Raw genomic sequence first — 25887 nt, 5'->3', positions numbered from 1 at the left:
TCTGTCAACAGCAATATTATAAATTATTTTCTGCCATTTCCTTTAGGGTTAAATCAATGTGTTCTACAACTCGGTCTTTACCCAATAATTCTACAGCTTCGCCGATACCAGGTCCAACCATTGATCTGGTAGTTGCAATTCTGATTGGCATAAATAACTTTCTACCCTTTACGCCAGTTTCTTTACGAGTGGCTTGAATTGCATTCATAACTTGAATTGCAGTAAATCTAGGCAATAGATCTAATTGCTTCTTGAATTCTTCAATTACTGGACGAGCGTTGTCAGTAGTCAATTCGTTCAATTCTTCTTCAGTAAGCTTCTTAGGAGCTTCAAAGAAAATCTTAGTCAATTCAACGATTTGTTGAGTGTATGACATTTGAACTGAGTAAATGTTAACCAATTGACGAACCCATTCCATCTTAGCTGGAGTAGGATCTTTTTCAATCAAACCAGCTTCTTGTAAGTTGTTCAAAGCAAGGTCAAGCAATTGATCGCGGTCAGCTTCTTTAATGTATTGGTTATTTACCCACTCCAACTTCTTTTGGTCAAAGGCAGCTGGTGACTTAGACAAACGCTTTGGATCAAATTGCTTGATAAATTCGCGTTGTGAGTAAATTTCGTTTTCACCAACAGGTGACCAACCAAGCAAAGTAATGAAGTTGAACATTGCATCTGGCAAGTAACCAAGATCACGATATTGTTCGATAAATTGCAAGACTGATTCATCACGCTTAGATAACTTCTTACCAGTAGCTGCGTTGATAATCAAAGTCATGTGAGCAAACTTAGGTGGCTCCCAGCCAAATGCTTCGTAAACTACCAATTGCTTTGGCGTGTTTGATACGTGGTCGTCACCACGAAGAACGTGAGTGATTTCCATCAAGTGGTCGTCGATTACAACGGCAAAGTTGTAAGTTGGCATACCATCACGTTTTTGGATAACGAAGTCGCCACCAATAGTATCTGATTCAAAGCTCAAATGACCCTTAACCATGTCATCCCATTCGTAAGTTCTCATTTCTGGAATGTGAATTCTTACAACTGGCTTTAAGCCCTTGGCCTTTGCTTCTTCTTGCTTTTGCTTAATTTCATCAGCAGTCATGCCTTCGTATTCATAAGTGTAGTGAGGAGCAATACCCATAGCGCGTTGTTCTTCACGTTGAGCTTCAAGTTCTTCTTCAGTCTTGTATGAATAGTAAGCCTTGCCTTCATCAAGCAATTGTTGAATGTACTTGTTGTAAATATCTTTTCTTTCTGATTGGCGGTATGGGCCGTAATTTCCGCCTTTGTCTGGACCTTCATCCCAATCGATACCTAACCAGTGAAGATTACGCATTTGTGATTCTGAACCACCTTCAACGTTACGCTTTTGGTCAGTATCTTCAATTCTCAAAACCATTACGCCCTTGTTGTGGCGTGCAAATAAATAGTTAAAAAGTGCAGTACGTGCGTTCCCAATGTGTAAGTGTCCAGTTGGACTTGGAGCATATCTTACACGAATCTTTTCTTTAGCCAATATTCATGCCTCTTTCAAAAATACTAAATATAAACATTCTTAGTTTAACCGTAATACATAAAAAGTTCAATTCTTAGCCGAAAACTAATTTTAAAGCTTGTGCGATGCTGGCCACCGGAATTACCTCAATGCCGGAGCTAGCTAAGTCTGGGTAATAGTTATGCTTAGGAATAAAAATCCGTTTAAAACCAATCTTAGCAGCTTCATTGACCCTGGAATCAATTTTATTGACCCGGCGAATTTCCCCCGTCAATCCAACTTCTCCAACAAAGCAATCAGTCGGCAAAATTTCTTTGTTGCGGTAGCTAGAAGCCACTGACATCATAATCGCCAAATCAATGGCTGGTTCATTAAGCTTAATTCCACCAGTAGTCGTCAAATAGACATCCTGATTTTGGAGCATTAAGTTGCCCCTTTTTTCTAGAACTGCTAAGAGCAAGGAAGCTCGATTATAGTCCAGTCCTGAAGTAGTTCGCTTAGCATAGCCAAAAGCAGTTGGAGTAACTAAAGCTTGAATTTCGGCAAGAAGGGGTCTAGTTCCTTCAAGCGAAACTGCAATTGCCGATCCTGTTGATTGAGGTAAGCGCTCATCTAAGAAGATCGCTGATGGATTAGATACTTCTTTTAAGCCATCGTTCACCATTTCGAACATGCCAATTTCATTAGCCGCACCAAAACGGTTTTTCACTGAGTGCAAAATTCGGTAAGAATGGTGCTCATCCCCTTCAAAATAAAGCACTGTATCAACCATGTGTTCTAATATCTTAGGTCCAGCAATTGCACCTTCCTTAGTTACATGTCCAATTACAAAGACAGTGATCAAATCCATCTTGGCAATCTTCATCAACTCATTGGTTACTTCGCGAACCTGTGAAGCTGAGCCGGTCATTGAATCCAAGCTTGGTTCATGCATTGTTTGAATTGAGTCAATTACCAAAAAGTCTGGCTTAATTTCATCGATTTGTTCTCGAATATGTTGCATATCAGTTTCAGGATAAAGCAGCATCTTGTCAGCAGCTATTCCTAGTCGATCAGCGCGCAATTTAATCTGGCTAGCTGATTCTTCTCCTGACACATACAAAACAGTGTGCTCTTTAGCCAAGGTACCCATTACTTGCAACATCAGGGTGGATTTTCCAATTCCTGGATCGCCACCAATCAAAACTAAAGATCCTGGAACAATTCCTCCGCCCAAAACTCGATCTAGTTCGCCGATTTTGCTGGTAATTCTTTCTTCTTTTTGGGCTTTTACTTCTGCTAATTTTACTGGTTCATTGCCACCAACTTTTTGGATCAATTGACTAGCAGATTGTTTGCTAGATCTTCTTTGAACTTCTTGCGTTTCCTTTTCAAATTGGTTCCAAGCTCCACAATTTGGACACCGGCCTAAATAACTCGCAGAAATATATCCACATGATCGGCACTTATATTGTGTTCTAACAGCCACTCTTAACTTTCCTTCCCATTAGTTGAGCCGAAGCCACTTACTCTTTCTCTAGCAATCGGAAGATCGTCATCGGTCTTTAAATACTTAATAAAAATTCCTTGAGCAATCCGATCTCCTTTACGAATCTTCAATGGACGAACTCCATAATTCAAAACTTGAACGAATAATTCGCCTTCATTTTTTTCGTTATTGTAATAATCAGCATCGATTACTCCAATTCCATTAGGCAAAGCCAAATTCTTTTTGAAAGTATTGGAGGATCTATTAGCCAAGATCAAGACTTCATCTTCTGGCATATAAACTTTGATCCCAGTTGGTACCAAGATTGGCTTTAAGATATCGTCACTCATCTCATAATCGCGCTCATAAAGTTGATGTCCGTTTCTAATCAATCTAAAAATCCGGACAAAATTTAAGCGCCAAATGCTTGGAATAACAATATCTTCGGCAGCTTCAATATCATAGCCTGCACTAGCAATTGTTTGGCGTCTAGGCAAGTTAATGCCCTTATCTTTATATTTTGAAACAATTTCAAACCCGCGTGTTTTCATAAAAAATCTCCATTTGATTTTGTTTTTATCAGATCTCTATTCTACAATTAATTTGCACAAAATACACCGAAATAATTTTTTCTAGAAAGTTGGCTTTATGAAAAACCTTAATGAAAACAAACAAATTTTCGAAAAATATGATCAAAATCATCAACTACTCTATCGCTGGAGTATGGATTTAATTAATCATCGCACACAAGCGGTCTGGGTGATGAATCATCTTTTTATCAACCCAGACTTTCAAGCACAAACTGCGTTAGATATAGCCTTTGACAAGGTGTTAGAGCTAGCAAAAAGCACTCAAACAAAAGTTTGGCCTTTAGACCCTAGAGTGATTTCAGATTTTAAAACTCGACCAAATTCCAAGGAAATTTGGTATCAATCACCAGCTTCAGAATAATAATAGTCGGAAATTCGATAGACTAAAGCTCTATTATGCTATAAAATATTTATAATAATATTAAAAAGGTAAGGTTTTTAACATGGTAAAAGAAATTACATCTGAAACTATCGATAACTTTAAAGCAGATTTATCAAATCACTCTGCTTTTAACGTAGCTAGCCGTGCTGCTCAAGAAAACGGTATTTTTAAAGCTAGTCAAAACTTGCAAGCCACAATCGATTTGACTCCAACTTTTTCAGTTGAAATCGAAACTGGCAAGCCTTCTGACCAAAAGCAATCAGGTCGTTGCTGGATGTTCTCAGCTCTTAACACCATGAGACATCCTTTGCAAAAGAACTACAAGATCAAAGACTTTGAATTATCTCAAAACTACACTAACTTCTGGGACAAGTTCGAAAAGTCAAACTGGTTCTTTGAAAATGTTATTGCAAGTGCTGACAAGCCTTTAGATGACCGTAAGGTTGCTTTCTTATTCACTACTCCTCAACAAGATGGTGGACAATGGGACATGCTTTGCGGACTTATCGAAAAGTATGGTATCGTTCCTAAGAGCGTTTACCCAGAAACTTTCAACGCAACTAGCTCTGCTGCTTTAAACGACACTCTTAACACTTTGCTTCGCAAGGATGGTCTTGAATTGCGCAAGTTAGTTAACGAAGGAAAATCAGCTGAAGAAGTTGAAGCTCGCAAGCTTGAAATGCTTAACGATGTCTTCAGAATCTTGGCTATTTCTTTAGGCGTACCACCAAAGAAATTCAACTTTGAATACCGTGATGATGACAATGTTTACCACATTGACAAGGACATCACTCCACAAGAATTCTTCAAGAAATATGTCAACATGGACTTAGACAACCATATTTCAACTATCAACGCACCTACTGAAGACAAGCCTTTCCACAAGGTATTCTCAGTTGAATACCTTGGTAATGTTCAAGGCGGTCGTCAAGTTCGTCACCTTAACTTAACTGTGGACGAAATGAAGGACTTGATCATCAAGCAATTGCAATCTGGCGAAGTTGTTTGGTTTGGTTCAAACGTTGTTAAAGATTCTGAACGCAAAGCTGGTTTATTAGATACTGAATTATACAAGCGCGATGAATTATTTGACGTTGACTTCTCAATGACTAAGGCTGAAAGATTAGTATCTGGTGAAAGCATGATGGACCACGCTATGGTTATTACTGGCGTTGACTTAGTCGATGGCAAGCCAACTAAGTGGAAGATCGAAAACTCATGGGGTGAAAAAGCTGGATTTAAGGGCTACTTCGTAATGAGCGACAAGTGGTTTGAAACTTTTGTTTACCAAGCAGTTATCAACACCGCTATCTTGCCAGAAGACTTGAAGAAGGCATATGAAGATGGCAAGGATAACCCTATTGAATTGCAACCATGGGACCCAATGGGAGCTCTTGCTTTTAACTATTAATCTTAATATTTATCAAGACACAAAAAAACTTAGAGTCGAAAAACTCTAAGTTTTTTTCTTTTACCAAATATGTAATAAACGCGTCGGATCTAGCTTGCTCAAATTGAACTGATGAACATGTTGCTGCTGGTTTTCTGGAAATTCTCGCACATAATCTGCAACGTTAAACAAACCAGTCGAGTAAGTCCATACGCCTTTGACTTTACGAATAGGATCCAACATTTCATTTCTAATTGGGTATGCCGAAATGATGAAGTGCTTGTGATGGAACTTAAAAGCAAAATATGGCAACTTGAATTCTTCAACTGCCTCTTCTTTGTTTTTGGCGATCGTTACAACATTACGGTAAGTACCGTACTTCTCGCTAAACTTGTTGTTAAACGAGAAGTAGAAGTTAGAAATATGCACATGTGGAAAATCTTTTTCATCCACCTTATCTGGTACGGCAATAACATGTGAATACTTGTCTAAGTTGCTTTCTCTTTGTGACAAGGCCTTGTCCATTTGATTAGGCAAAATCTTATGTGCCCACTCTGGAACTTCTGGATGAGCTTCATATTCGTAGTACATCTGCTTTACTACTTCTGGTTTAACCCAGTCGTAGTGCATTCTAGTTTGATTTCGCTTCAATAAATTCTCCAAAGTATTGTGCTGCATCAAATCTACTACAAATAACTCATAATGATACTTATCAACCATTGGCTTAAAGTGCTCGATTGCACTTGGCAAAACGTGTGTCCCATCGACGATCACTGTTTCCCCATAGGACATCTTGTGTTCGACAAGATTATCCACCATTTTTTGCGTCTGTACAGTAACATGACGCGGAATCACCTGATGTAAGTAATCTTCTTCTTCTGAGTAATAAACTGTTAAGTCCGCCAATAAAAGCCTAATTTGATCTCGACTAATAGCATAAGGCTGTAAATGATGACGTGCAATAAAAGAAGATTTTCCGGAGCCAGGTGCACCCCGTAGCAAAAATATTTTACGCATGCCTAAAACTCCAAATTCAAAATTAAATACTTAATATCGTAATAAATTTTACCATAAGTAACGGAAATCTTATTTAGACTTTTGAAAAAAACGGAAACAATCAGCTATTTTAAGATTTTCTTATCAAGAATATTCAAATGCTGATCCATTGTATAGACTATTGGTTCAGCATTTGGAACCTCTAAGTGAATAATCTCTTGATTGTCAATTTTTTCTAGCTTCTTGATCAATGCCCGCAAACTTGATCCATGCGCCACGACTAATTGATCTTCGCCATTCAATAGGCGCGAAGCAATTTCTGCATAATAATATGGCATCAATCTAGCCTGAGTTTGATGCAGGCTTTCTGCCCGCGGGATCAACTTTGGATCCAAGTTTTGATAGCGCCGATCTTGCATTGGCTTGGCTAATTTTGGTGGGACTTCATCAAATCCCCTTCTCCAGCGCAAAATTTGATCGATTCCATACATATCGCGGGCATGAACTTTATTTAAACCTCTTAAAGCCCCGTAATGGCGCTCGTTTAAACGCCAAGTCTTAGTAATCGGCAGATATAGCAGATTGCAACATTCAGCCACTATATTAGCCGTCACGATTGCCCTAGATAAAAGCGAAGTATGAATATGCGTTGGATAAAAATCCGTTAGTTGCGCGATCAAGTTTCCAGCTTCTTTGGCCTGAAAAATGCCTTGATCTGTTAGAGGAACATCATTCCATCCAGTAAAAACATTGCTAGCGTTAGCTGTACTTTCTCCATGTCTAACAAGTACTAATTTGACCATTGAACTTTCCTATTTTTGAATCAATAAGCTAATTAATAAGCCGATTCCAAAAACTGTAAAAATTCCGCCCAAAATTGCGTAGGCCTTAATACCCTTGCGATTATTCGGCTGATGACGACGATTGATTGCAATTGAAATATCATATAATCCAACGATAATCACAATAATTGCTGTAAAAATATTTACCTTACCAGACATTCAATTACCTCTATTTTCCATACTTCTGTTCAATAATCATTTTTTCATCCCTGCCACGCTCACATTCAGCTTGCAAATTGATATGGTTTATTCCTAAAACCTTCAATTTTTTCGAAATTTGATGACACAGTTGTTCAAATTCGCCCGCTGTTAAGTTGGGATCAACATTTAAGTGTGCATCGAGCATAATAATATCATCGCTGTAGCGCCAAACATGAACATGGTGAATATGCTTTATTTCCGGAAAACCCAATACAATTTCATTAACTTGGTCTAAGTCGATGTTAGGATTAGATTCCATCAAAATGTTGGCAGCTTTTTCCGTGATCTCAAGTGCTTCATGCAAGACGAAGATTGAAACCAAAATCGTTAAAACTGGATCAAGCCAATTAATCTTAAATAGCATGATCACAACTCCGCCAACTACCACGACTAAACTTGATAAGGCATCGCTCATCATATGAAGCATCGTAGATTTGGCATTTAAGTTATGTTCTGATCTTTTGTGCAAAGTTAGCATTGAAACAACATTGGCGATTAAACCAATTATTGCCACACTCAGCATCAAAGTCCCATGTACAGGCTCTGGATGCCAAAAGCGACCAATTGCTTCAAAGAATAAATATAAGCTAATAACGATTAAAATTATCCCGTTAGTAAAGGCGGCCAAAATTTCGATTCTTTCGTAGCCAAAAGTTTTTTTGCGATTTCGGCTTCGCTTGCTAATTAAATGGGCAATAAATGAGATGACGATTGCTCCCACATCGCTCAAGTTGTGAACTGCATCTGAAAGTAAAGCTAGCGAGCCTGAAAGAAGGCCACCAACAAATTCCGCAAACGTAACTATAACATTTAAAGTTGTGACCCACATATATCTTTTGGTCAAACTATCTTTTTCCAAATTACCACCTCTTGCTTCTTATGAATTGAGTTAGGGTTCATGACTTGACTATTTTTTAAAGATCTTCTGGATCCAAATTATAGTCGACAATTTCAAACTTGCCATCGTCGTGCAAAAGTCCCCGGGTTACGCTACCATTATTTGGAAAAATGATATCATGTTGGCCATCGCTTTGGTTCCAATACTTAATCGCCAAAGTCTTGATAAAATCACCATGAGAAACTACCAAAACGCGTCTTTCGTTTTTGGTTATTTTGGCTAAAACTTTAATCGCATTGGCCATCCGTTCATCAAGTTCTGGCATATCTTCGGCTAAGTGACGAGGGTCTGCTTTTTTGGTTGCAGCTCTAAATTCTCTTAAGCCAAGATGATTAATAATCTTTTGGACATTGGTTTCATGCCCCATTCCAGCAGTTTGAGCAATTAGGTCCCAAGTTTGGTCAATATCATCGCCCTCAAAACTACCAAAAAAGACTTCTCTAAATTCTGGCAATTTTCGAATCTTGCCAATATTGGAAACTACGTTGGCATTTTTTATTAAGTGAACGGTATCGATTGCTCGCTTAAGGTCGGATGAATACATATTGTCAAAGTGCACCTGAGCCAAAGCATCAGCTGTCCGCTTCAAGTCATCGATTCCCTTAACTGTTAATGGCGCATCACACCATCCTTGTACCTTATTTAATTGATTAAACATGGTTTCACCATGACGAACTAGATAAACTTCTGTTGTCAAACTAACACCCCTTTGATTTATAAAAATTAGTTATAGTAATTTTATCAGATTATCAGTGCTGTGCCGAATAGTAAAGATAGCCTGCCAAAAATACGGAGAAAATCGCAGTAATCCAGCGAACTGCCTTAGGAGACAAATACTTGATAGATTTCTGTCCTAAAAATCCACCGATAAATAAGCCGATGGCAAGCGGAACAGTCATTGCCCAGTTGACTTTCCCATCAAAAATAAAAATGCACAAAGCAACAAGATTGCCTAAGGAACCCAAGATATTTTTCATCGCATTGATCGCAATAAATTTTGCATCACTCAAATACGATAAGACAATTAAATTGATTACTCCAGCTGCGGCACCAAAATAGCCAGTATAGATCCCGCAAATTACCATTCCTAAATAGGCCACAATCTTGTGCTTTTTATCTTGGCTTTGGCGAATTGATCCAAATTTTTTACTACCACTAAGCAATAATAATCCAGCTGAAATAAGTACCAAAAACGGAACTATTTTCTCAAAAATTTTGCCCGGAAATCGAATTAATAGGCTGCCACCAATAATAGCACCTATTACCATAAAAATCGCGTACTTTAGCAATTCTTTCCAATGTCCGCTCATCTCTTTCAATGACGACAAAGTCGATCCAACACCAGTAAATATCAAAGCGGATGTATTAGTTACATTGGCAACAACTGGCGCCGTTCCTACCAAAAGCAATGCCGGATAAGATACCAAGGATGCCATACTTGCAACTGCCGAGACAATTCCCGCTAAAATTCCTGCTATAATCAAAAAAACAAAAACTGAAATAGTCATTTTCTCACCTATATCTATCACTTTTCAATTTGTAATTCTTATCTTCTCTATCATGAATCAAACTACTGTATAATAAAAGAAAAAATTACAAAAAAGGAGTGATATAACTGTTATCAAAAATATAAACTAACATAGTCGATTACGATATAATATTCACAGAAAGGTAAAATGTGAGGTGAATATTATGTCCATGATCAGAGTGCAGAAAGTGTGGCTATATCCCAATCAAACCATGAAAAAGGCGCTCGATGGGCAATGCCAAGCATGGAACCAAGCATAGCGAGTATATTTGTTATGAATGCGGCTACCAAGCAGACAGAGACGAGAATGCCGTAGCCAATCTTTTGGCACTAATAAAGTAAACAAGAAAATAAAAAGAAGGGGTGGGCTATACCCTAAAGCTATCAGAGCCGGTCAATGTCATTACCCCCTAGTTGGGATATGGGAATACTAGTGAAGACGGTAGTAAGTAAAATATAGAAAGGAAAATATATTTCTTTCTCGAATGTAATCAAATAAAGCATAAAATTACATTTGTTCACATTTTATATAGCAGATTTTATTATGCCAACAGTTGCTGTTGTTTTTGCTGATGGTTGTGAAGAAGTCGAAGGCTTGAGCATTGTCGATGTATTAAGAAGATTAAATATCAAAACCGACATGGTCGGACTTGATAAGTTGACGATTATGGGAGCTCACCAAATTAAACTCACTTGTGACAAGGTTTTAGATGACTCCTTAGCAGACTATGATTTAGTCGCTTTGCCAGGTGGTAGCGTCGGAGCTGAAAACCTTCGTGATAGCGAGCAACTCAAAAAGCTGATGGTTCAAAGAAATGAAGAAAGCAAGTGGAATGCTGCTATGTGTGCAGCTCCAATTGCACTTGCAAGATTTGGACTTTTAGCTGATAGTAATTATACAAGCTATCCTGGAATTGACCAAACTACCAAAGCTGAAGCTCCGACAGGAATTTACCATGACGAGATAACTGTAGTTGATCCACAAAGAAAAATCATCACTAGTCGTGGACCTGCTACTGCTTGGGCTTTTGCCTATGAAATTGCTGAAGCAGTCGGTGTTGATACAAGCGAATTGAAAAAAGCTATGCTCTATGATTATTTAGCTGAAAAGATTGCTAAGTAACAAATTTTAGCTAAAGAAAAAGCATCCGCAATGCGGATGCTTTTTTGATATAAGCAAAACGTTGATAAACAACAGTTGTTGTAAATATTAACGCTTTGAGAATTGTGAAGCCTTGCGGGCCTTCTTCAAACCTGGCTTCTTTCTTTCCTTCATTCTTGGATCACGAGTCAAGAAACCAGCCTTCTTCAATGGGCCACGGAAATCTGGGTCAACATCAAGAAGTGCACGAGCGATACCATGACGGATAGCTCCAGCTTGACCTGAGAAACCACCACCATTTACGTTTACGTTCACATCGTATTGACCGTCAGTTTCAGTCAAAGTCAATGGTTGCTTCAAGTCCTTAACTAAGTTAGGGAATGGGATGTATTCATCAACATCTTTTCCGTTAACAGTGATCTTACCGTTACCAGGTACTAAGCGAACACGCGCAACTGAATTCTTACGGCGACCAGTACCAATGTATGCAGCTTGTTGTGCCATCTATGTAACCTCCTAGATTAATTTGTTAATGTCTAATTCTACAGGCTTTTGAGCTTCGTGCTTGTGTTCAGCACCAGCGTAAACATGCATCTTTAAGAATTCTTGGTGACCAAGAGTGTTCTTTGGAAGCATACCCTTAACTGACAATTCAACTAATCTAACTGGGTTATTAGCAAGTAATTCACCAGCTGAGATGGCCTTCAAGCCACCACGGTAATCAGAGTGATGGTAGTAAATCTTGTCAGTAGCCTTCTTACCAGTTAACTTAAGCTTTGATGCATTAATAATAATAACATTGTCGCCAGTGTCAACATTTGGTGTGTATTGAGGCTTGTTCTTACCTCTTAAAATAGTGGCTACGGCTGCAGAAAGACGACCTAAAGATACGTCAGTTGCATCGATAACATACCACTTACGTTCAATTTCACTAGATTTAGCTAATGGTGTAGTACGCAATTTAAAATTCCTCCGTTATTTTGCAGTTTGAAAACAATAAGTTTCCGGGGCCTATCGTGGACAAACATACTCTACTAGAGTACGTCCTTTTTGACAAAAAGTCAATTATAAATGTTTATCGAGACGATATTTTTCCGGAATTTCATCGTAGAAGACATGATATAAATATAGTCCGCTGCCTTCTGCAGTCATTCTAACTTCTTGTCTATCCTTAGCCTCAATTACTCGAGTTAAGTCATGAACAGGTCTGCGGCCATTACCGATTTCTAATAGTGTAGCTACCATAATTCGAACCATGTTGTACAAAAAACCCGAACAAATAAAGTCGAAAATTATTTCGTTTTCCGCTTCATTTTTTTCAACGTTGACATAATACATCGTTCTTACTTTATCTATTATTTGTCCGCCACTAGCAGCAAAGCTAGTAAAATCATGTGTTCCCAAAAGATCCTTAGCTGCTGTTTGCATTTTTTCCACATCAACCGGATAAGCAAAGTGGCCAGTATAATAGCGCTTGAATGGATTCACAAAATGATCCAAGCTAACTCGGTATCTGTACCATTTGCCCTTGATGCTATAGCGAGCATGAAAATCTTCGGTAACAATTTCGCAGTCTTTAAAAATGATATCTGTTGGCATCATCGAATTCATCGCCATGATCATATGATCAGCTGGGATTTCTTTTCCAGGATAGTCAAAGTGGATAACCTGCTCTAAGGCATGCACTCCAGCATCAGTTCTACCTGATCCTTCTACAATGATTCGTTGACCTTTAGTCATTTTTTTCAAGGCATTTTCAATAGTACCTTGGATAGTTCTTTGGTCTGGCTGAATCTGAAAGCCATGAAATAAGTGGCCATCATAAGCCAACTTCATTTTGTATCTAATTGTCATTAATGAGTCCTAAATATCAATAATAATGCTACTAATATTACAAAGAAAAACAAATTGGCCAAATCATATTTTGACCATTTTAAAACACGATATCTGCTTCTGCCTTCACTGCCACGATAGCCGCGTGATTCCATCGCAGTTGAAAGGTCTATCGCTGTCTGCAATGAACTGATGAATAATGGCACCAAAAGCGGAGCAATCGCCTTTGCCCGCTTGATCAAGCCACCGCTATTAAAGTCTGCACCACGAGATCTTTGCGCGTTCATAATTTTTAAAACCTCATCAAAGAGCGTAGGAACAAATCTCAGGGCAATTGACATAACCAAGGCAATCTTATCTACTGGAACTTTAAATAGCTTCAGAGGCGTTAATAGCCACTCCATCGCATCGGCAATTTCTAGTGGCATTGTAGTTACCGTCATTACTGTCGAAATTAAAATAATCAAGGTAAATCTGATAAATACGTAAGTCGCATTGGTTAGTCCATAGCTAGAAATTGTAAAAATTGTCCAGCTCCAGTATGTTTTTCCACCTGTTGTAAAAAACAACTGCAACAAAGATGTGAAAAAGATCAGCCAAATCAACGGCTTAACGCCATCCCATAGAACTTTGGCTTTTAATTTTGTTGCTAAAATAGCCACAAGTGAGAAGGCGACAGTAATTGTATAGGTCAGCCAGTTATTAGCCAGAAAAATAAAAAAGATAAATAAGATTGTCGCCAGCAATTTACCCCGCGGATCCATCTTGTAAATAATCGAGTCCCCAGGTATATATCGACCAATAATTATTTTACTCACAAACTCACCTCTTTAGATTTTTTCTGATACCAGCAACCAATTCATCTAAGCTCAATGGATTTTCTCCGAACTTGTAATTTTTAAGCTGCATTGCAAATTGACCAGCTGTTGGCATATCCAAATAATGATCCTTAAGCCACTGAGGATCAGAAAATAGCTCTCTTGGTGTGGCCTGCTTGACTAACTTGCCTTGTTCCAATACCAAAACATCATCTGCATAATCTGCCACATCATTCATGTTGTGAGTGACTAATATTACAGTATGGCCTGCTTTTTGATAATCAGAAAATAGCTGCATCATTTGTTTTTTGGCATTGGGATCTAAGCCAGCTGCTGGTTCATCCAAACAGAGTATATCCGGTTGATAAGCTAATACACCAGCAATAGCTACTCGTCTCATTTGACCACCTGATAAATCAAATGGCGACTTTTTGCCCACCTCTGGATCTAGACCAACTTTGATCAACCATTCCTCGGCCAAATCCAAGGCTTCTTTTTCTGAATAGCCAAAGTTTTTTGGTCCAAATGCTATATCATCCAAAACAGTATTTTCAAATAATTGTGATTCAGGAAATTGAAAAACAATACTTACATGGCGGCGCAATTCCTTTAACTGACGGTTATTGCTATGGGAATCAATTGTCATGCCAGCGATGTCAATTTCCCCACTAGTTGGCTTCAACAGAGCATTGAAATGCTGCATTAAAGTAGACTTGCCACTACCCGTATGTCCAACTAGGGTAATAAATTTATTCTCTTCTAGTTTAAATGAAATATCATCCAGACCCTTTTTCTCAAGCGGTGAACCTGGTGAATAAATATAATTTACATGTTTGAATTCAATTGCCATAAGACTTCCAGTAACTCTTCCTGCTTATTAACTGAGTCTGGAATTTCTATTCCTGCCTCAATTAACTTTTGCTTTAATTTAAAAATAAATGGTTCTTCCAATCCTATTCTTTCAATCATTTCTGGTTGATTGAAAATCTTCTCCGGACTACCTTGGTCGATAATCACACCATCATCCAAAACAATTACATCATCAGCCTCATCAGCCTCATCAATATCGTGAGTAATTGAAATAACCGTTAAATTATTTTCGGCTTTCATTTCGCGCACTAGGCTTAAGATTGAATCACGACCATTGGGATCCAGCATTGAGGTGGCTTCATCCAAAATAATTATTTTTGGCTTAACGGCTAAAATTCCTGCAATCGCCACACGTTGTTTTTGACCACCGGATAAATTAGCAGGCTCGGCATTCATATAACTTGCCATACCAACTTTTCTAACTGATTCTTCAACAATATCTAGCATCTCTGATCTTGGAATGCCACGATTTTCTAAGCCGAAAGCAACATCATCTGCAACAGTCGCACCAACAAATTGGTTATCAGGATTTTGAAAAACTATTCCTACTCGATCGCGAACATCCCAAATTGTATCATCGGTCAATGTAATTCCGTCAACAATTATGCTTGTATCAGGGTTATTATCTGGCACCAATAAGCCATTAATTAGTCTGGTAATAGTCGATTTTCCACTACCATTGTGTCCAATAATTGCTGTCCATGAACCTTCAGCAATATCGAAGCTAACATTGTCAACCGCTGGCTTTTTGGTTTCTGGATATGTAAGAGATACGTTTTTAAAGGAAATAATTTTCTTTTTTTCCATGCTTTCACCACCTCATAAACTTTATTCCCTATTCTATCAAAAAAATTGCATAAAAAAAATCATCCATGAAGAGGGATGAGATAAAACACATCTAAGCTAGACTAAGCTTTCGCCATCATCATCACGCTTATTCTCACTTTCATGGATAATTCTTAATAGCTATTAAGTTATGGCTTGAATTATACTAATTCAATAATTACCATAGGAGCACCGTCACCCTTACGTGCAGTAGCTAACTTCATAATTCTAGTGTAGCCACCATTACGGTCCTTGTAACGAGGAGCAATGTCACTGAAAAGCTTTTGCAATGCTGACTTAACAACAACTGATTCGCCTTCTTCGCGAACATCAGCAATTTCGTTACGTACAAAACGAGCAGCTTGTCTTCTAGCAGCCAAGTCACCGCGCTTACCTAAAGTGATCATCTTTTCAGTAGTTTTGCGGATTTCCTTTGCACGAGTTTCTGTAGTAACAATGCGTTCGTTAATGATTAATTGGGTAGTCATTTCTCTAAGCATTGCTTTTCTATGTGCACTATCGCGACCTAATTTACGGTATGCCATGAGTTTGCCTCCTTTATTTGTCTCTTTGGATTAGTCTTCTTGACGAAGTGAAAGACCCAAATCTGACAATTTATTTTTAACTTCTTCCAATGATTTACGCCCTAAATTGCGTACACGCATCATATCTGCTTCTGACTTATCAGTCAATTCTTGAAGAGTATTAATTCCTGCACGCTTAAGGCAGTTGTATGAACGAACTGAAAGATCTAACTCTTCGATAGTCATCTCGAGTCTCTTTTCTTTCTTGTCGTCTTCCTTTTCCACCATTACTTCGCTGAACTTAGCATTTGCATCAGCAGATTCAAAGACCTTGAAGTGTTCTACCAAGATTTTAGCAGCGAAGCTAAGGGCGTCATTAGGCTTGATTGAACCGTCTGTCCAAATCTCAAAAGTGAGCTTGTCAAAATCATCTCTCTTACCAACACGAGTAGATTCAACTTGGTAGTTAACCTTCTTGATTGGTGAGAATAGAGAATCAACTGGAATAACACCAATTGGCATGTCATCACTCTTATTGTCACTTGCAGCAACATAACCGCGACCATTCTTCACGGCGATTTGCATGTGCAAGTGTCCACCTTCAGCAATGGTACAAATATATTGATCTGGATTTAAGACTTGAACATCTGAATCGACCTTAAGATCATCAGCAGTTACTGTAGCTGGTCCTTCGACGTCCAATTCAATAACCTTTTGTTCATCTGAAAGAGACTTCAATTCAAGTTTCTTTAAGTTAAGAATAATCTTGGTTACATCTTCACGAACACCAGGAACTGTTGAGAACTCGTGTAAAACGCCATCGATTTGAACGTAAACAAGTCCAGTACCAGGAATAGATGTAAGTAATACTCTACGTAGAGAGTTACCTAAAGTTGTACCAAAGCCTCGTTCTAGTGGCTCTACAACAAATTTACCGTAAGAATCTTCTTGTTCAACAACGGTAATATTTGGTTTTTCAAATTCAATCATTACTAGGCCCCTTTCAAAACGTTACGTCCCACATTAAGGACAAAATTAAACACGACGACGTTTTGGTGGTCTAGAACCATTGTGGGGAACTGGAGTAACGTCACGAATTGCAGTAATTTCAAGACCAGTTGCTTGAAGTGATCTAATTGCAGATTCACGACCAGCACCAGGACCCTTAACAGAAACTTCTACATGCTTCATACCTTGGTCCATAGCACTCTTAGCTGCAGCTTCTGCAGCCATTTGAGCTGCAAATGGAGTAGACTTACGGCTACCCTTAAAGCCCAATGCACCAGCTGAAGACCAAGCAACTGCGTTACCTTGAACGTCAGTAATCATGACTAAAGTGTTATTAAACGTAGAGTGAATGTGAGCAACGCCACTTTCGACATGCTTCTTCACACGACGCTTGCGTGCTGTTTTAGGCATCAATAAACCTCCTTAAAAATCAATTAACGACTTCTCTTAGAACCCTTACGGGTACGAGCGTTATTCTTAGTATTTTGACCGCGAACTGGAAGTCCACGACGGTGACGAATACCACGGTATGAACCAATATCAACTAAACGCTTAATGTTCATGCTGATTTGACGACGCAAATCACCTTCAACACGGTACTTATCAACTTCTGCACGAAGCTTTTCTTGATCTTCAGGAGTTAAATCTCTTGAACGAATATCTTCGGAAACACCTGCAGCTTCACAAATTTTCTTAGCAGTTGGTTCACCGATACCATAAATATATGTTAAAGCGACAACAACTCGCTTATCTCTTGGTAAGTCAACACCAGCAATACGTGCCATTTATTGCACCTCCTATTTCTTTATTAACCTTGACGTTGCTTGTGCTTAGGATTTGCAGGGCAAATAACCATAACACGGCCATGTCTCTTGATAACTTTACAATGTTCACACATTGGTTTAACAGATGGTCTAACCTTCATGTTTCCCTCCGTTATTACTTAATAAAACGATACGTAATTCTACCTTTAGTTAAATCATATGGAGAAAGTTCCACTGTTACACGATCACCTGGAAGGATACGAATGTAGTGCATTCTAATCTTACCAGATACATGAGCTAAAATAGTTGCTCCATTCTCCAATTCAACTTTAAACATAGCATTAGGTAAGGTATCAACTACCTTACCTTCTACTTCAATGACATCATCTTTTGCCAAAGTTGTTCCTCCGCAATTAAACAGTCATACTTTGAAATTATAACACGGAAAAATAAATATACAAGAATGATCTACTTGTTCTTACTTAAAACCGCATCAACATCCTCAAAAACTTTTTCCGGAGTTTGTTCACCATTAATTACAGTTAACAAACCTTTCTTTTCGTAAAAGTCTTTCAAAGGTGCATTCATCTTTTCATTAACTTCAAGACGATTCTTAACTACTTCTGGCTTGTCATCTTCACGTTGATAGAAATCATGTCCACCACAACGATCACAAGTACCTTCAACCTTAGGCTTCTTGGTTAACTTGTTGTAAGTAGCGCCACAATCTTTACACATGAAGCGGGCTGATAAACGTTCAACTAATGTTTCTTCTGCAACTTCAAGAGAAATTACGCTAGTCAAAGGTTTATTCAAGCGTTCAGTAATACCATCCAACAATTCTGCTTGGTTAGTAGTTCTAGGAAATCCGTCTAAAATAAAACCTTCTTTAATATCAGGTTGAGATAAACGTTCCTCAACTAACTTAGCAGTAACTTCGTCTGGTACCAAGTTACCCTTATCGATATAACTCTTAGCTTCAAGACCAACCTTAGTTTGGTTAGCCATAGCTTCCCTAAACATATCCCCAGTTGAAATATGAGTTAGGTGATATTTATCAACAATTTTTTCTGATGCTGTTCCTTTGCCCGCACCCGGCAAACCTAAAAGAATTAAGTTAATCATATTCGTTCCTATCTGATGAATCCTACATATTCTCTCTTCATCAACAAACCGTTGATTTGGCGAGAAAGTTCCAAGACAACTCCAATAACAATCAACAAACTAGTTCCACCTAATCCAATTGAACTAGGAAGATCCCAGATGTTAGTTGCTAACTGTGGTAAAAGTGCAACCAAACCTAAGAAAACAGACCCTACGGTCGATAGTCTAATTAATAGTTTTGAAACATAATCCTGAGTATCTTTCCCTGGCCATACGCTAGGAATGTATGCACCCTGTTTTTGTAAGTTTTCTGCTAGCTTCTCTGGGTTAACCTGAACGAAAGCGTAGAAGAATGTAAATAAAATAATTAAAAGAGTGTAAATGATAACACCAGGAGTTGTTTGCATACTAAAGATGTTAGTCATCACTTTATACCATTGCTGGTCACCTTGTGTTCTCTGAAAGGCCATTAAAATAGTTGCCGGTGTAATAATGAATGAACTGGCAAAGATAACAGGGATAACTCCTGATACGTTAACTTTCAATGGTAGAAAACTTTCAGAACCACTAATTGTCGCTCTTCTAGTGTATTGAATAGGTATGCGACGATCAGCTTGCTCAACCCAAGTGACAAGTTGCACAACAATTAAAATCGCAACTATCACTGCAATGAAGAACAAAATACCTTGCCAACGATCGCTTGCGCTGGTATTGATAATTTCTTCATTATAAATTTGCCACATTCCTGCTGGGAAACGAGCGATTATTCCGGCAAAGATAATAACCGAAACTCCGTTACCTAAACCTTTGTCGGTAATCTCATCACCAAGCCAGTTTAATAACATTGTTCCACCAGTCATGATAATGGCAATTTCAATATAAGTTTGTGGCGTTTGGTTCTTAACCAATCCCATTTGTGTCAAAGCGTTGAAACCTAATGTAATTCCGATACTTTGAACAAAAGCAATCACCAATGTTAGCCAACGAGTAACTTGATTAGTCTTTCGCCGACCAACCTCACCTTGCTTACCCCACTCAACCAAAGTTGGAACGATATCCATCTGTAGCAGTTGAATAACGATTTGTGCGGTAATGTAAGGAGAAACACCTAATGAGAAAATAGAATAATTATCAAGTCCACCACCGGTTACTGTATCCAGCATTGGGACTAGTCCAGTTTGCGCAACTTGAGTGATCGCCTTTGCATTTACACCAGGAACAGTAATATTAGAACCGATCCGATAAAGCAAAAGGATAAAGAGTGTAAACCAGATTTTATTTCTGATTTCTTTATCCTTAAAGGCGTTCTTCAAGGTTGAAAACATTAGATCACCTCAACAGTTCCGCCAGCAGCTTCAACTGCTTCCTTAGCAGCTGCGGAAACCTTGTTAACCTTAACAGTTAACTTAACCTTCAATTCACCTTTAGCAAGCAATTTTACGCCTGATAATTCTTTCTTGATTAAGCCGTTTTCCTTTAGGCTTTCGATTGTTACTTCGCTTCCATCAGCAAACTTGTTCAAATCGCTCAAGTTTACAACGGAGTATTCCTTACGGTTAATGTTCTTAAAACCACGCTTTGGCATAGTTCTGAACAATGGCATTTGACCACCTTCAAAGCCCAAACGAGTGTGGCCACCTTGACGAGCTAATTGACCCTTTTGACCACGGCCAGAAGTTTTACCGTAACCACTTGAGGTACCACGACCTACACGTTTTCTTGAACGACGTGATCCTTCAGCAGCATGTAATTCATGAAGCTTCATTTACTTCAGCACCTCCTCAAAAATTATTTATTAATCTCTTCAACAGAGATCAAGTGAGCAATCTTCAATAATGCGCCACGAGTAGCAGCGTTGTCTGGAAGAACTGCACTACTGTTAACTCTGCCTAAACCAAGAGCCTTAACGATCTTCTTTTGGTTAGGTAGACGGTGTGCAGCACTTCTAATTAAAGTAACTTTTAAATCAGTCATTTTAAATATCTCCCTAATCTAAGCTCTCGATTTGACGAAGTTTACTTACTTCTTCACTAGTCTTAAGTTTCTTCAAACCATCAATAGTTGCACGAACTACGTTGATTGGAGTGTTTGAACCAAGTGACTTTGAAGTAACGTCTGCGATACCTGCCATATCCATAACGATACGAACGGCACCACCAGCAGCAACACCTGAACCAGCTTCGGCAGGCTTCAATAAAATGTTACCTGAACCGTAATGACCAATTACTTCGTGAGGAATAGTAGTTCCTACAGTTGCTACACTGATCATGTTCTTCTTACCGTCTTCAACAGCCTTACGGATTGCTTCTGGGACTTCTTGAGCCTTACCAGTACCGAAACCTACACGGCCTTTCTTGTCACCAACGACAACAAGGGCAGCAAATCTCATCCGACGTCCACCTTTTACAACCTTAGTAATACGGTTGACAGCGACTAATTGATCTTCGATATCGTCCTTGTTCTTGCGATTGTTGCGAGAATCGTTGTGGTTTGCCATCTGTTAATTCTCCTTTCCTAGAATACTAATCCGTTTTCACGTGCGGCATCTGCCAAAGCTGAAATACGGCCGTGGTATAAGTAACCACTTCTATCGAATACAACGTTTGTAATGTTCTTAGCCTTAGCTGCTTCAGCAATAGCCTTACCAACAGCTTGAGCTTGTTCTACTTTGGTTCCTTCTGATGAAACAGAACTGTCCAAAGTTGAGGCACTTGCAAGCGTTACACCCGCTACGTCATCAATTAATTGAGCGTAGATGTTTTTGTTAGAGCGGAAAATACTTAAGCGTGGGCGCTCAGCGGTACCAGAAATTTTACCACGAATACGTTTATGACGCTTTAAGCGTAATTTGTTTTTATCTGGTTTAGAAATCACAATTTCACCTCAAAAAATTATTTATTACTTACCTGTCTTACCTTCCTTGCGACGTACGTTTTCGTCAGTGTAACGAATACCCTTACCCTTGTATGGTTCAGGTGAACGTACAGCACGGATTTCAGCAGCGAATTGACCAACATCTTGCTTTGAAATACCTTCAACTTCAACATCAGTTGCTGAAGGAGTTTTAACAGTTACGCCTTCTGGAGCAGTTAAAACAACAGGGTGTGAGTAACCAACGTTCAAAGTAAGCTTGCTACCTTGAGCTTGAGCACGGTAACCAACACCGATTAACTTCAAAGTCTTCTTGTAGCCGTTAACTACACCTTCGATCATATTTGCCAAGTTTGCTCTTGAAGTTCCGTGAAGAGCTTTGTCGCTTTCACTTGAACGAGAAACAGTAATTTCTCCATCCTTTTGTTCAAACTTGATCTTTGGATCAAAATGTCTAGTTAATTCACCCTTAGGGCCCTTAACAGTGATGTTGTCGCCTTCCTTGGTAACAGTAACACTGTCAGGTACTTCAATAGTCTTAAAACCGATACGGCTCATTGAATTTTCTCCTTTCTGTCAGTATTACCAAATGTAAGCAATAACTTCGCCACCGATACCCTTTTGTCTTGCTTCTTTATCGGTAATAACACCTGCAGAAGTTGAAACGATGGCAATACCAAGTCCGTTAAGAACCTTTGGTAATTCTTCAGCGCTTACGTAGTTTCTAAGACCTGGCTTTGAAATACGCTTAAGGCCTGAAATTACGCGTTCGCCGTTAGGACCGAATTTCAAGAAAATCTTAATAACGCCTTGCTTGTTGTCATCAGCAACTTCGTAATCACGAATAAAGCCTTCACGCTTTAAAATTTCAGAAATTGACTTCTTAATATTTGACGCAGGAATTTCAACTGAATCATGCTTTGCAATGTTAGCATTTCTGATTCTAGTTAAGTAATCTGCGATTGGATCTGTCATAACCATTTATGCTATCCTCCTAACCGTATCCTACCAACTAGCCTTTTTAAGACCAGGAATTTGACCCTTGTGAGCTAAATCCTTTAAGCAAATACGGCAAAGGCCGAATTTACGGTATACGGAATGTGGACGACCACATCTCTCACAACGTGTATATTCACGTGAAGAGAACTTAGCAGGACGACGATTCTTAATTTTTAATGATGTTTTAGCCATTAATGTCCTCCATTATTTAGTAAATGGCATACCGAATTGACCTAGAAGTTCACGAGCTTCTTCGTCAGTGTTAGCAGTAGTAACAATAACGATGTCCAAACCTCTAGTACGGTTCACCTTATCAAAATCGATTTCAGGGAAAATCAATTGTTCCTTGACACCCAAAGTGTAATTACCACGTCCATCAAATGAACGACTTGAAACACCACGGAAGTCACGAACACGAGGAAGAGAAACGTTGATTAACTTGTACAAGAAGTCGTACATCTTGTCTCCTCTAAGAGTAACCTTAGCACCGATTGACATACCTTCACGTAAACGGAAGTTAGCGATTGACTTCTTAGCTTTAGTAATCAATGGCTTTTGACCTGAGATCAAGCTTAATTCTTCAACAGCTTCGTCTAAGTTCTTAGCGTTGGAAACAGCGTCACCAACACCCATGTTCAAGACGATCTTTTCAATCTTTGGAACCTGCATTACTGACTTGTAGTCAAACTTTTCTTGAAGTGCAGGCATAACCTTTTCCTTGTATTCTTGTTCTAAAATACTTGCCATTTGCGTCCTCCTTCCTAGTTCTTTTCAGCCTTAGAAATAACCTTAACGTTTGATGCGTGGATTGAACCTTCAAGTTCAACTACACCACCATTTGCGTTGGCTTGTGAAGGCTTTTGGTGTTTCTTAATCTTGTTAAGACCCTTAACCACAACACGGTTCTTCTTAACATCTACAGATAAAACAGTACCTTCTTTGCCCTTTTCTTTTCCGGCAATAACTTTTACTTTGTCACCAGTTTTAACAAACATCAGTGCACCTCACTAACAATTATAAGACTTCTGGAGCAAGAGAAACGATCTTCATAAAGTCGTTCTCACGCAACTCACGTGCAACTGGCCCAAAGATACGAGTACCACGTGGGCTCTTGTCAGCGTTGATAATTACGCCGGCATTTTCGTCAAATTTGATGTATGAACCATCTTCACGACGTGCACCTGATTTTGTTCTAACAATAACTGCTTTTACGACGTCACCCTTTTTGACAACGCCACCTGGTGTTGCTTGCTTAACAGTAGCTACTACAATGTCACCAATGTTACCAGTTTTACGCTTTGAACCGCCTAAAACTCTAATAACCAAAAGTTCTCTTGCACCAGAGTTATCAGCAACTTTTAAACGAGATTCGTTTTGAATCACTGTATAATCCTCCCCTCGAGAAATCCGTTAAAACTAAACAGATCTCTTAACAATCTTAACTAAACGGAAACGCTTTGTACGAGATAATGGACGGGTTTCCATGATACGAACAGTATCGCCAACTTTAGCTTCGTTATTTTCGTCTTGTGCGTAAAACTTCTTTGAGTATTTAAAACGCTTGTTATAAACAGGGTGGTTCTTGTAAGTATCAACAACGACAGTGATTGTCTTGTCCATCTTGTCAGAAACTACACGACCTTGATATACGTGACGACGATTTCTTTCGTTTGATTCGCTCAAGTTAATAGCTCCCTTCCATTAATTCTCTTCTAAAGCCTTTTCGCTAAGGATTGTCTTAATTCTAGCGATGTTCTTACGGACTTTTCTTAAGCGAGCGGTATTTTCTAATTGACCCGTTGCTTGTTGGAAACGCAAGTTGAAGAGTTCTTCCTTGTATTGCTTTTCCTTTTCTAACATTTGATCAGTGGTTAATGCTCTGATATCTTTAGCCTTCATTAGAATTGCCACCTACTTCCGAACTTCTAGTTACAAATTTAGTCTTGATTGGTAACTTAGTTGAAGCAAGTCTTAAAGCTTCGCGAGCTACTTCTTCAGATACGCCACCAATTTCGAACATAACCTTTTCTCTCTTAACTACTGCTACCCAACCTGCTGGTGCACCCTTACCGGAACCCATACGTACACCAACACCTTTAGCAGTGTATGACTTTTGTGGGAAAATTCTAATCCAAACCTTACCGCCACGCTTCATGTAACGAGTCATTGCAACACGGGCAGCTTCAATTTGACGGTTTGAAATCCAGTGTGATTCGAGGGCTTGTAAGCCGTATTCACCAAAGGCTACGGTCTTACCACCTTTAGCAGCACCACGCATCTTACCACGGAATTCACGACGGTGTTTTACTCGTTTTGGTACTAAAGGCATTATTTGTTTCCTCCTCTCGCTGGTTTAGAAGGCTTACTCTTACGGCTAGGTAAGATTTCACCACGGTTTACCCATACTTGAACACCAATTTCACCATAAGTAGTGAATGCGTTCAACCAAGTGTAATCAATGTCAGCTCTTAATGTTTGTAATGGAACACGTCCTTCAGTGTGCCATTCTCTTCTTGCCATGTCGGCACCGTTCAAACGACCTGAAACTTGTACCTTGATACCCTTAGCTCCAGCACGCATTGATCTTTGAGTAGCTTGACGCATAGCACGTCTGAAGGCTACACGAGCTTCCAATTGACGAGCGATACTATCAGCAACTAATTCTGCATCAAGATCTGGCTTCTTAATTTCTACAATGTTAATGTGAACTTGCTTGTTGGTTAAGTTGCTCAATTGCTTTCTTAAAGCTTCAACTTCAGAACCACCCTTACCAATAACCATACCTGGCTTTGAAGTATGGATTGAAACGTTGATTCTGTTAGCAGCACGTTCGATTTCAACAGTTGATACTGAAGCATCCTTCAACTTTTCTGAAATGAACTTTCTTACGCGAAGGTCTTCATTCAAAGTTTCCTTGTATCCTCTGTCAGCATACCATTTTGATTCCCATCCGCGGATAACGCCAAGACGGAAACCATTTGGGTTGATCTTTTGACCCATTAATATACCTCCTAATCGTTCTTTTCTGAAACTACAACAACTACGTGACTTGTTCTCTTGTTAATTGGAGAAGCCATACCCTTAGCGCGTGGACGGAATCTCTTCAAAGTAGCACCTTCGTTTACGTATGCTTCTGAAACGTAAAGGTTTGCACTTTCAAGATCGTAGTTGTGTTCTGCGTTAGCAATAGCTGAACGTAAAACCTTTTCAACGATTGGGGAAGCAGCTTTAGGCGTAAATTGTAAGATTGCTAATGCTTCTGCAACGCTCTTGCCACGGATTAAGTCAATAACCAAACGTGCTTTTCTTGGAGCGATACGAACAGTTCTTGCTTCAGCCATAGCTGAACTAATTTGTTCTGCCATTTAGATGTTTCTCC

General features: G+C 39.0%; 41 protein-coding genes and 1 pseudogene. 4 read left to right on the top strand and 38 right to left on the bottom strand.

What is annotated here, in order from left to right:
• Positions 1-16 precede the first annotated feature (16 nt).
• From gltX to BN53_RS04605, 3 genes are all read right to left on the bottom strand, one after another.
• Positions 17-1516, bottom strand: a complete 1500-nt coding sequence (gene gltX / locus BN53_RS04615; RefSeq protein ID WP_009559753.1) for a glutamate--tRNA ligase — start codon at positions 1514-1516, stop codon at positions 17-19.
• A 73-nt stretch (positions 1517-1589) separates the two neighbouring features.
• Positions 1590-2963: a DNA repair protein RadA gene (gene radA / locus BN53_RS04610; RefSeq protein WP_009559752.1), complete on the bottom strand. Its 1374-nt coding sequence runs from the start codon at positions 2961-2963 to the stop codon at positions 1590-1592.
• Between the two features lie 2 nt (positions 2964-2965).
• Complete coding sequence (locus BN53_RS04605) at positions 2966-3514, bottom strand: dCTP deaminase/dUTPase family protein (RefSeq protein ID WP_009559751.1); 549 nt, start codon at positions 3512-3514, stop codon at positions 2966-2968.
• A 97-nt stretch (positions 3515-3611) separates the two neighbouring features.
• Between BN53_RS04605 and BN53_RS04600 the strand changes: the two genes are divergently transcribed.
• On the top strand, positions 3612-3914 hold the full coding sequence (locus BN53_RS04600; RefSeq protein ID WP_009559750.1) for a hypothetical protein: 303 nt from the start codon (positions 3612-3614) through the stop codon (positions 3912-3914).
• Positions 3915-3996: 82 nt separating this feature from the next.
• On the top strand, positions 3997-5346 hold the full coding sequence (gene pepC / locus BN53_RS04595; protein WP_009559749.1) for an aminopeptidase C: 1350 nt from the start codon (positions 3997-3999) through the stop codon (positions 5344-5346).
• A gap of 60 nt (positions 5347-5406) precedes the next feature.
• Here the strand turns inward: pepC and BN53_RS04590 are convergent, their stop codons facing one another.
• The 6 genes from BN53_RS04590 to BN53_RS04565 form a co-directional block, all read right to left on the bottom strand.
• Positions 5407-6342, bottom strand: coding sequence for an AAA family ATPase (locus tag BN53_RS04590; protein WP_009559748.1), 936 nt, complete (start codon positions 6340-6342; stop codon positions 5407-5409).
• A 104-nt stretch (positions 6343-6446) separates the two neighbouring features.
• The gene (locus BN53_RS04585) at positions 6447-7124 is read right to left on the bottom strand and encodes a 2,3-bisphosphoglycerate-dependent phosphoglycerate mutase (protein WP_009559747.1); all 678 of its coding nucleotides are present in this window, start codon (positions 7122-7124) and stop codon (positions 6447-6449) included.
• 9 nt (positions 7125-7133) lie between these two features.
• The gene (locus tag BN53_RS04580) at positions 7134-7322 is read right to left on the bottom strand and encodes a hypothetical protein (RefSeq protein WP_009559746.1); all 189 of its coding nucleotides are present in this window, start codon (positions 7320-7322) and stop codon (positions 7134-7136) included.
• Positions 7323-7332: 10 nt separating this feature from the next.
• Positions 7333-8223 (bottom strand): cation diffusion facilitator family transporter, encoded by an 891-nt coding sequence (locus tag BN53_RS04575; RefSeq protein WP_009559745.1) that lies wholly within the window; start codon positions 8221-8223, stop codon positions 7333-7335.
• Between the two features lie 55 nt (positions 8224-8278).
• Positions 8279-8959, bottom strand: coding sequence for a histidine phosphatase family protein (locus BN53_RS04570; RefSeq protein WP_009559744.1), 681 nt, complete (start codon positions 8957-8959; stop codon positions 8279-8281).
• A gap of 52 nt (positions 8960-9011) precedes the next feature.
• A complete protein-coding gene (locus BN53_RS04565) occupies positions 9012-9770 on the bottom strand; it encodes a sulfite exporter TauE/SafE family protein (RefSeq protein ID WP_009559743.1) in 759 nt (252 codons plus the stop codon).
• A gap of 200 nt (positions 9771-9970) precedes the next feature.
• Between BN53_RS04565 and BN53_RS09610 the strand changes: the two are divergent.
• Together BN53_RS09610 and BN53_RS04560 are read left to right on the top strand one after the other, a co-directional pair.
• Positions 9971-10132: pseudogene (locus tag BN53_RS09610) on the top strand (zinc ribbon domain-containing protein); the annotation flags it as partial.
• A gap of 202 nt (positions 10133-10334) precedes the next feature.
• A complete protein-coding gene (locus tag BN53_RS04560) occupies positions 10335-10913 on the top strand; it encodes a DJ-1 family glyoxalase III (RefSeq protein ID WP_009559741.1) in 579 nt (192 codons plus the stop codon).
• An 87-nt stretch (positions 10914-11000) separates the two neighbouring features.
• On the opposite strand, the gene rpsI is transcribed toward BN53_RS04560, so the two are convergent.
• From rpsI to rplV, 29 genes are all read right to left on the bottom strand, one after another.
• A complete protein-coding gene (rpsI, locus tag BN53_RS04555; protein ID WP_009559740.1) occupies positions 11001-11396 on the bottom strand; it encodes a 30S ribosomal protein S9 in 396 nt (131 codons plus the stop codon).
• A 12-nt stretch (positions 11397-11408) separates the two neighbouring features.
• A complete protein-coding gene (gene rplM, locus BN53_RS04550; protein ID WP_009559739.1) occupies positions 11409-11852 on the bottom strand; it encodes a 50S ribosomal protein L13 in 444 nt (147 codons plus the stop codon).
• A 105-nt stretch (positions 11853-11957) separates the two neighbouring features.
• On the bottom strand, positions 11958-12746 hold the full coding sequence (gene truA / locus BN53_RS04545; RefSeq protein WP_009559738.1) for a tRNA pseudouridine(38-40) synthase TruA: 789 nt from the start codon (positions 12744-12746) through the stop codon (positions 11958-11960).
• Entirely contained in the window at positions 12746-13543 is a 798-nt protein-coding gene (locus BN53_RS04540) for an energy-coupling factor transporter transmembrane component T family protein (RefSeq protein ID WP_009559737.1), read from the bottom strand. The genes truA and BN53_RS04540 overlap by 1 nt, the downstream gene beginning before the upstream one ends.
• A gap of 4 nt (positions 13544-13547) precedes the next feature.
• Positions 13548-14393, bottom strand: coding sequence for an energy-coupling factor transporter ATPase (locus BN53_RS04535; protein ID WP_009559736.1), 846 nt, complete (start codon positions 14391-14393; stop codon positions 13548-13550).
• Positions 14369-15220 (bottom strand): energy-coupling factor ABC transporter ATP-binding protein, encoded by an 852-nt coding sequence (locus tag BN53_RS04530; protein WP_009559735.1) that lies wholly within the window; start codon positions 15218-15220, stop codon positions 14369-14371. Before BN53_RS04530 ends, BN53_RS04535 begins: the two co-directional genes overlap by 25 nt.
• 179 nt (positions 15221-15399) lie before the next feature.
• Positions 15400-15783, bottom strand: coding sequence for a 50S ribosomal protein L17 (rplQ, locus tag BN53_RS04525; RefSeq protein WP_009559734.1), 384 nt, complete (start codon positions 15781-15783; stop codon positions 15400-15402).
• Between the two features lie 30 nt (positions 15784-15813).
• Positions 15814-16752, bottom strand: a complete 939-nt coding sequence (locus BN53_RS04520; RefSeq protein ID WP_009559733.1) for a DNA-directed RNA polymerase subunit alpha — start codon at positions 16750-16752, stop codon at positions 15814-15816.
• Between the two features lie 45 nt (positions 16753-16797).
• A complete protein-coding gene (rpsK, locus tag BN53_RS04515; protein WP_004045557.1) occupies positions 16798-17181 on the bottom strand; it encodes a 30S ribosomal protein S11 in 384 nt (127 codons plus the stop codon).
• 23 nt (positions 17182-17204) lie between these two features.
• The gene (gene rpsM / locus BN53_RS04510; protein WP_009559732.1) at positions 17205-17555 is read right to left on the bottom strand and encodes a 30S ribosomal protein S13; all 351 of its coding nucleotides are present in this window, start codon (positions 17553-17555) and stop codon (positions 17205-17207) included.
• A 23-nt stretch (positions 17556-17578) separates the two neighbouring features.
• Complete coding sequence (gene rpmJ, locus BN53_RS04505; protein WP_002878160.1) at positions 17579-17695, bottom strand: 50S ribosomal protein L36; 117 nt, start codon at positions 17693-17695, stop codon at positions 17579-17581.
• A gap of 14 nt (positions 17696-17709) precedes the next feature.
• Positions 17710-17931 (bottom strand): translation initiation factor IF-1, encoded by a 222-nt coding sequence (gene infA, locus BN53_RS04500; RefSeq protein WP_002878178.1) that lies wholly within the window; start codon positions 17929-17931, stop codon positions 17710-17712.
• Between the two features lie 71 nt (positions 17932-18002).
• A complete protein-coding gene (locus BN53_RS04495) occupies positions 18003-18659 on the bottom strand; it encodes an adenylate kinase (RefSeq protein ID WP_009559731.1) in 657 nt (218 codons plus the stop codon).
• A gap of 8 nt (positions 18660-18667) precedes the next feature.
• Entirely contained in the window at positions 18668-19963 is a 1296-nt protein-coding gene (gene secY / locus BN53_RS04490) for a preprotein translocase subunit SecY (RefSeq protein WP_009559730.1), read from the bottom strand.
• Entirely contained in the window at positions 19963-20403 is a 441-nt protein-coding gene (gene rplO / locus BN53_RS04485) for a 50S ribosomal protein L15 (RefSeq protein WP_009559729.1), read from the bottom strand. The genes secY and rplO overlap by 1 nt, the downstream gene beginning before the upstream one ends.
• 23 nt (positions 20404-20426) lie before the next feature.
• Positions 20427-20612, bottom strand: coding sequence for a 50S ribosomal protein L30 (gene rpmD / locus BN53_RS04480; protein ID WP_009559728.1), 186 nt, complete (start codon positions 20610-20612; stop codon positions 20427-20429).
• Positions 20613-20625: 13 nt separating this feature from the next.
• On the bottom strand, positions 20626-21135 hold the full coding sequence (rpsE, locus tag BN53_RS04475; RefSeq protein ID WP_009559727.1) for a 30S ribosomal protein S5: 510 nt from the start codon (positions 21133-21135) through the stop codon (positions 20626-20628).
• A gap of 17 nt (positions 21136-21152) precedes the next feature.
• Positions 21153-21512, bottom strand: a complete 360-nt coding sequence (rplR, locus tag BN53_RS04470; protein WP_009559726.1) for a 50S ribosomal protein L18 — start codon at positions 21510-21512, stop codon at positions 21153-21155.
• A 24-nt stretch (positions 21513-21536) separates the two neighbouring features.
• Complete coding sequence (rplF, locus tag BN53_RS04465; RefSeq protein ID WP_009559725.1) at positions 21537-22067, bottom strand: 50S ribosomal protein L6; 531 nt, start codon at positions 22065-22067, stop codon at positions 21537-21539.
• 24 nt (positions 22068-22091) lie between these two features.
• A complete protein-coding gene (gene rpsH, locus BN53_RS04460; RefSeq protein WP_009559724.1) occupies positions 22092-22490 on the bottom strand; it encodes a 30S ribosomal protein S8 in 399 nt (132 codons plus the stop codon).
• A 24-nt stretch (positions 22491-22514) separates the two neighbouring features.
• Positions 22515-22700, bottom strand: coding sequence for a type Z 30S ribosomal protein S14 (locus BN53_RS04455; protein WP_008472657.1), 186 nt, complete (start codon positions 22698-22700; stop codon positions 22515-22517).
• 12 nt (positions 22701-22712) lie between these two features.
• Positions 22713-23255, bottom strand: coding sequence for a 50S ribosomal protein L5 (rplE, locus tag BN53_RS04450; protein ID WP_009559723.1), 543 nt, complete (start codon positions 23253-23255; stop codon positions 22713-22715).
• 14 nt (positions 23256-23269) lie between these two features.
• Positions 23270-23503 carry a 50S ribosomal protein L24 gene (gene rplX / locus BN53_RS04445; protein ID WP_009559722.1) on the bottom strand — a complete coding sequence of 78 codons (234 nt, stop codon included), beginning with the start codon at positions 23501-23503 and terminating at the stop codon, positions 23270-23272.
• Between the two features lie 19 nt (positions 23504-23522).
• Positions 23523-23891: a 50S ribosomal protein L14 gene (rplN, locus tag BN53_RS04440; protein WP_009559721.1), complete on the bottom strand. Its 369-nt coding sequence runs from the start codon at positions 23889-23891 to the stop codon at positions 23523-23525.
• A gap of 33 nt (positions 23892-23924) precedes the next feature.
• Positions 23925-24191, bottom strand: a complete 267-nt coding sequence (gene rpsQ / locus BN53_RS04435) for a 30S ribosomal protein S17 (RefSeq protein ID WP_009559720.1) — start codon at positions 24189-24191, stop codon at positions 23925-23927.
• An 18-nt stretch (positions 24192-24209) separates the two neighbouring features.
• Positions 24210-24407, bottom strand: a complete 198-nt coding sequence (gene rpmC, locus BN53_RS04430) for a 50S ribosomal protein L29 (protein ID WP_009559718.1) — start codon at positions 24405-24407, stop codon at positions 24210-24212.
• Positions 24397-24837 (bottom strand): 50S ribosomal protein L16, encoded by a 441-nt coding sequence (gene rplP, locus BN53_RS04425; protein WP_009559717.1) that lies wholly within the window; start codon positions 24835-24837, stop codon positions 24397-24399. The genes rpmC and rplP overlap by 11 nt, the downstream gene beginning before the upstream one ends.
• Positions 24837-25508 (bottom strand): 30S ribosomal protein S3, encoded by a 672-nt coding sequence (gene rpsC, locus BN53_RS04420; protein ID WP_009559716.1) that lies wholly within the window; start codon positions 25506-25508, stop codon positions 24837-24839. Before rpsC ends, rplP begins: the two co-directional genes overlap by 1 nt.
• An 11-nt stretch (positions 25509-25519) precedes the next feature.
• Positions 25520-25873: a 50S ribosomal protein L22 gene (gene rplV, locus BN53_RS04415; RefSeq protein ID WP_009559715.1), complete on the bottom strand. Its 354-nt coding sequence runs from the start codon at positions 25871-25873 to the stop codon at positions 25520-25522.
• Positions 25874-25887: the final 14 nt, after the last annotated feature.

Source organism: Lactobacillus pasteurii DSM 23907 = CRBIP 24.76 (assembly GCF_000297025.1).
GTDB classification, from domain to species: domain Bacteria; phylum Bacillota; class Bacilli; order Lactobacillales; family Lactobacillaceae; genus Lactobacillus; species Lactobacillus pasteurii.
This window is presented reverse-complemented; position numbering and strand designations above follow the sequence as displayed.

What these genes read in the sequence shown, in the direction of transcription:
- BN53_RS04605 (WP_009559751.1), bottom strand. Translation starts at nt 3,514, where the DNA reads ATGAAAACACGCGGGTTTGAAATTGTTTCAAAATATAAAGATAAGGGC.
- BN53_RS04600 (WP_009559750.1), top strand. Translation starts at nt 3,612, where the DNA reads ATGAAAAACCTTAATGAAAACAAACAAATTTTCGAAAAATATGATCAA.
- pepC (WP_009559749.1), top strand. Translation starts at nt 3,997, where the DNA reads ATGGTAAAAGAAATTACATCTGAAACTATCGATAACTTTAAAGCAGAT.
- BN53_RS04590 (WP_009559748.1), bottom strand. Translation starts at nt 6,342, where the DNA reads ATGCGTAAAATATTTTTGCTACGGGGTGCACCTGGCTCCGGAAAATCT.
- BN53_RS04585 (WP_009559747.1), bottom strand. Translation starts at nt 7,124, where the DNA reads ATGGTCAAATTAGTACTTGTTAGACATGGAGAAAGTACAGCTAACGCT.
- BN53_RS04580 (WP_009559746.1), bottom strand. Translation starts at nt 7,322, where the DNA reads ATGTCTGGTAAGGTAAATATTTTTACAGCAATTATTGTGATTATCGTT.
- BN53_RS04565 (WP_009559743.1), bottom strand. Translation starts at nt 9,770, where the DNA reads ATGACTATTTCAGTTTTTGTTTTTTTGATTATAGCAGGAATTTTAGCG.
- BN53_RS04560 (WP_009559741.1), top strand. Translation starts at nt 10,335, where the DNA reads ATGCCAACAGTTGCTGTTGTTTTTGCTGATGGTTGTGAAGAAGTCGAA.
- rpsI (WP_009559740.1), bottom strand. Translation starts at nt 11,396, where the DNA reads ATGGCACAACAAGCTGCATACATTGGTACTGGTCGCCGTAAGAATTCA.
- truA (WP_009559738.1), bottom strand. Translation starts at nt 12,746, where the DNA reads ATGACAATTAGATACAAAATGAAGTTGGCTTATGATGGCCACTTATTT.
- BN53_RS04535 (WP_009559736.1), bottom strand. Translation starts at nt 14,393, where the DNA reads ATGGCAATTGAATTCAAACATGTAAATTATATTTATTCACCAGGTTCA.
- BN53_RS04530 (WP_009559735.1), bottom strand. Translation starts at nt 15,220, where the DNA reads ATGGAAAAAAAGAAAATTATTTCCTTTAAAAACGTATCTCTTACATAT.
- rplQ (WP_009559734.1), bottom strand. Translation starts at nt 15,783, where the DNA reads ATGGCATACCGTAAATTAGGTCGCGATAGTGCACATAGAAAAGCAATG.
- BN53_RS04520 (WP_009559733.1), bottom strand. Translation starts at nt 16,752, where the DNA reads ATGATTGAATTTGAAAAACCAAATATTACCGTTGTTGAACAAGAAGAT.
- rpsK (WP_004045557.1), bottom strand. Translation starts at nt 17,181, where the DNA reads ATGCCTAAAACAGCACGCAAGCGTCGTGTGAAGAAGCATGTCGAAAGT.
- rpsM (WP_009559732.1), bottom strand. Translation starts at nt 17,555, where the DNA reads ATGGCACGTATTGCTGGTGTTGACTTACCAAGAGATAAGCGAGTTGTT.
- rpmJ (WP_002878160.1), bottom strand. Translation starts at nt 17,695, where the DNA reads ATGAAGGTTAGACCATCTGTTAAACCAATGTGTGAACATTGTAAAGTT.
- BN53_RS04495 (WP_009559731.1), bottom strand. Translation starts at nt 18,659, where the DNA reads ATGATTAACTTAATTCTTTTAGGTTTGCCGGGTGCGGGCAAAGGAACA.
- secY (WP_009559730.1), bottom strand. Translation starts at nt 19,963, where the DNA reads ATGTTTTCAACCTTGAAGAACGCCTTTAAGGATAAAGAAATCAGAAAT.
- rplO (WP_009559729.1), bottom strand. Translation starts at nt 20,403, where the DNA reads ATGAAGCTTCATGAATTACATGCTGCTGAAGGATCACGTCGTTCAAGA.
- rpmD (WP_009559728.1), bottom strand. Translation starts at nt 20,612, where the DNA reads ATGACTGATTTAAAAGTTACTTTAATTAGAAGTGCTGCACACCGTCTA.
- rpsE (WP_009559727.1), bottom strand. Translation starts at nt 21,135, where the DNA reads ATGGCAAACCACAACGATTCTCGCAACAATCGCAAGAACAAGGACGAT.
- rplF (WP_009559725.1), bottom strand. Translation starts at nt 22,067, where the DNA reads ATGAGCCGTATCGGTTTTAAGACTATTGAAGTACCTGACAGTGTTACT.
- rpsH (WP_009559724.1), bottom strand. Translation starts at nt 22,490, where the DNA reads ATGGTTATGACAGATCCAATCGCAGATTACTTAACTAGAATCAGAAAT.
- BN53_RS04455 (WP_008472657.1), bottom strand. Translation starts at nt 22,700, where the DNA reads ATGGCTAAAACATCATTAAAAATTAAGAATCGTCGTCCTGCTAAGTTC.
- rplE (WP_009559723.1), bottom strand. Translation starts at nt 23,255, where the DNA reads ATGGCAAGTATTTTAGAACAAGAATACAAGGAAAAGGTTATGCCTGCA.
- rplX (WP_009559722.1), bottom strand. Translation starts at nt 23,503, where the DNA reads ATGTTTGTTAAAACTGGTGACAAAGTAAAAGTTATTGCCGGAAAAGAA.
- rpmC (WP_009559718.1), bottom strand. Translation starts at nt 24,407, where the DNA reads ATGAAGGCTAAAGATATCAGAGCATTAACCACTGATCAAATGTTAGAA.
- rplP (WP_009559717.1), bottom strand. Translation starts at nt 24,837, where the DNA reads ATGCCTTTAGTACCAAAACGAGTAAAACACCGTCGTGAATTCCGTGGT.
- rpsC (WP_009559716.1), bottom strand. Translation starts at nt 25,508, where the DNA reads ATGGGTCAAAAGATCAACCCAAATGGTTTCCGTCTTGGCGTTATCCGC.
- rplV (WP_009559715.1), bottom strand. Translation starts at nt 25,873, where the DNA reads ATGGCAGAACAAATTAGTTCAGCTATGGCTGAAGCAAGAACTGTTCGT.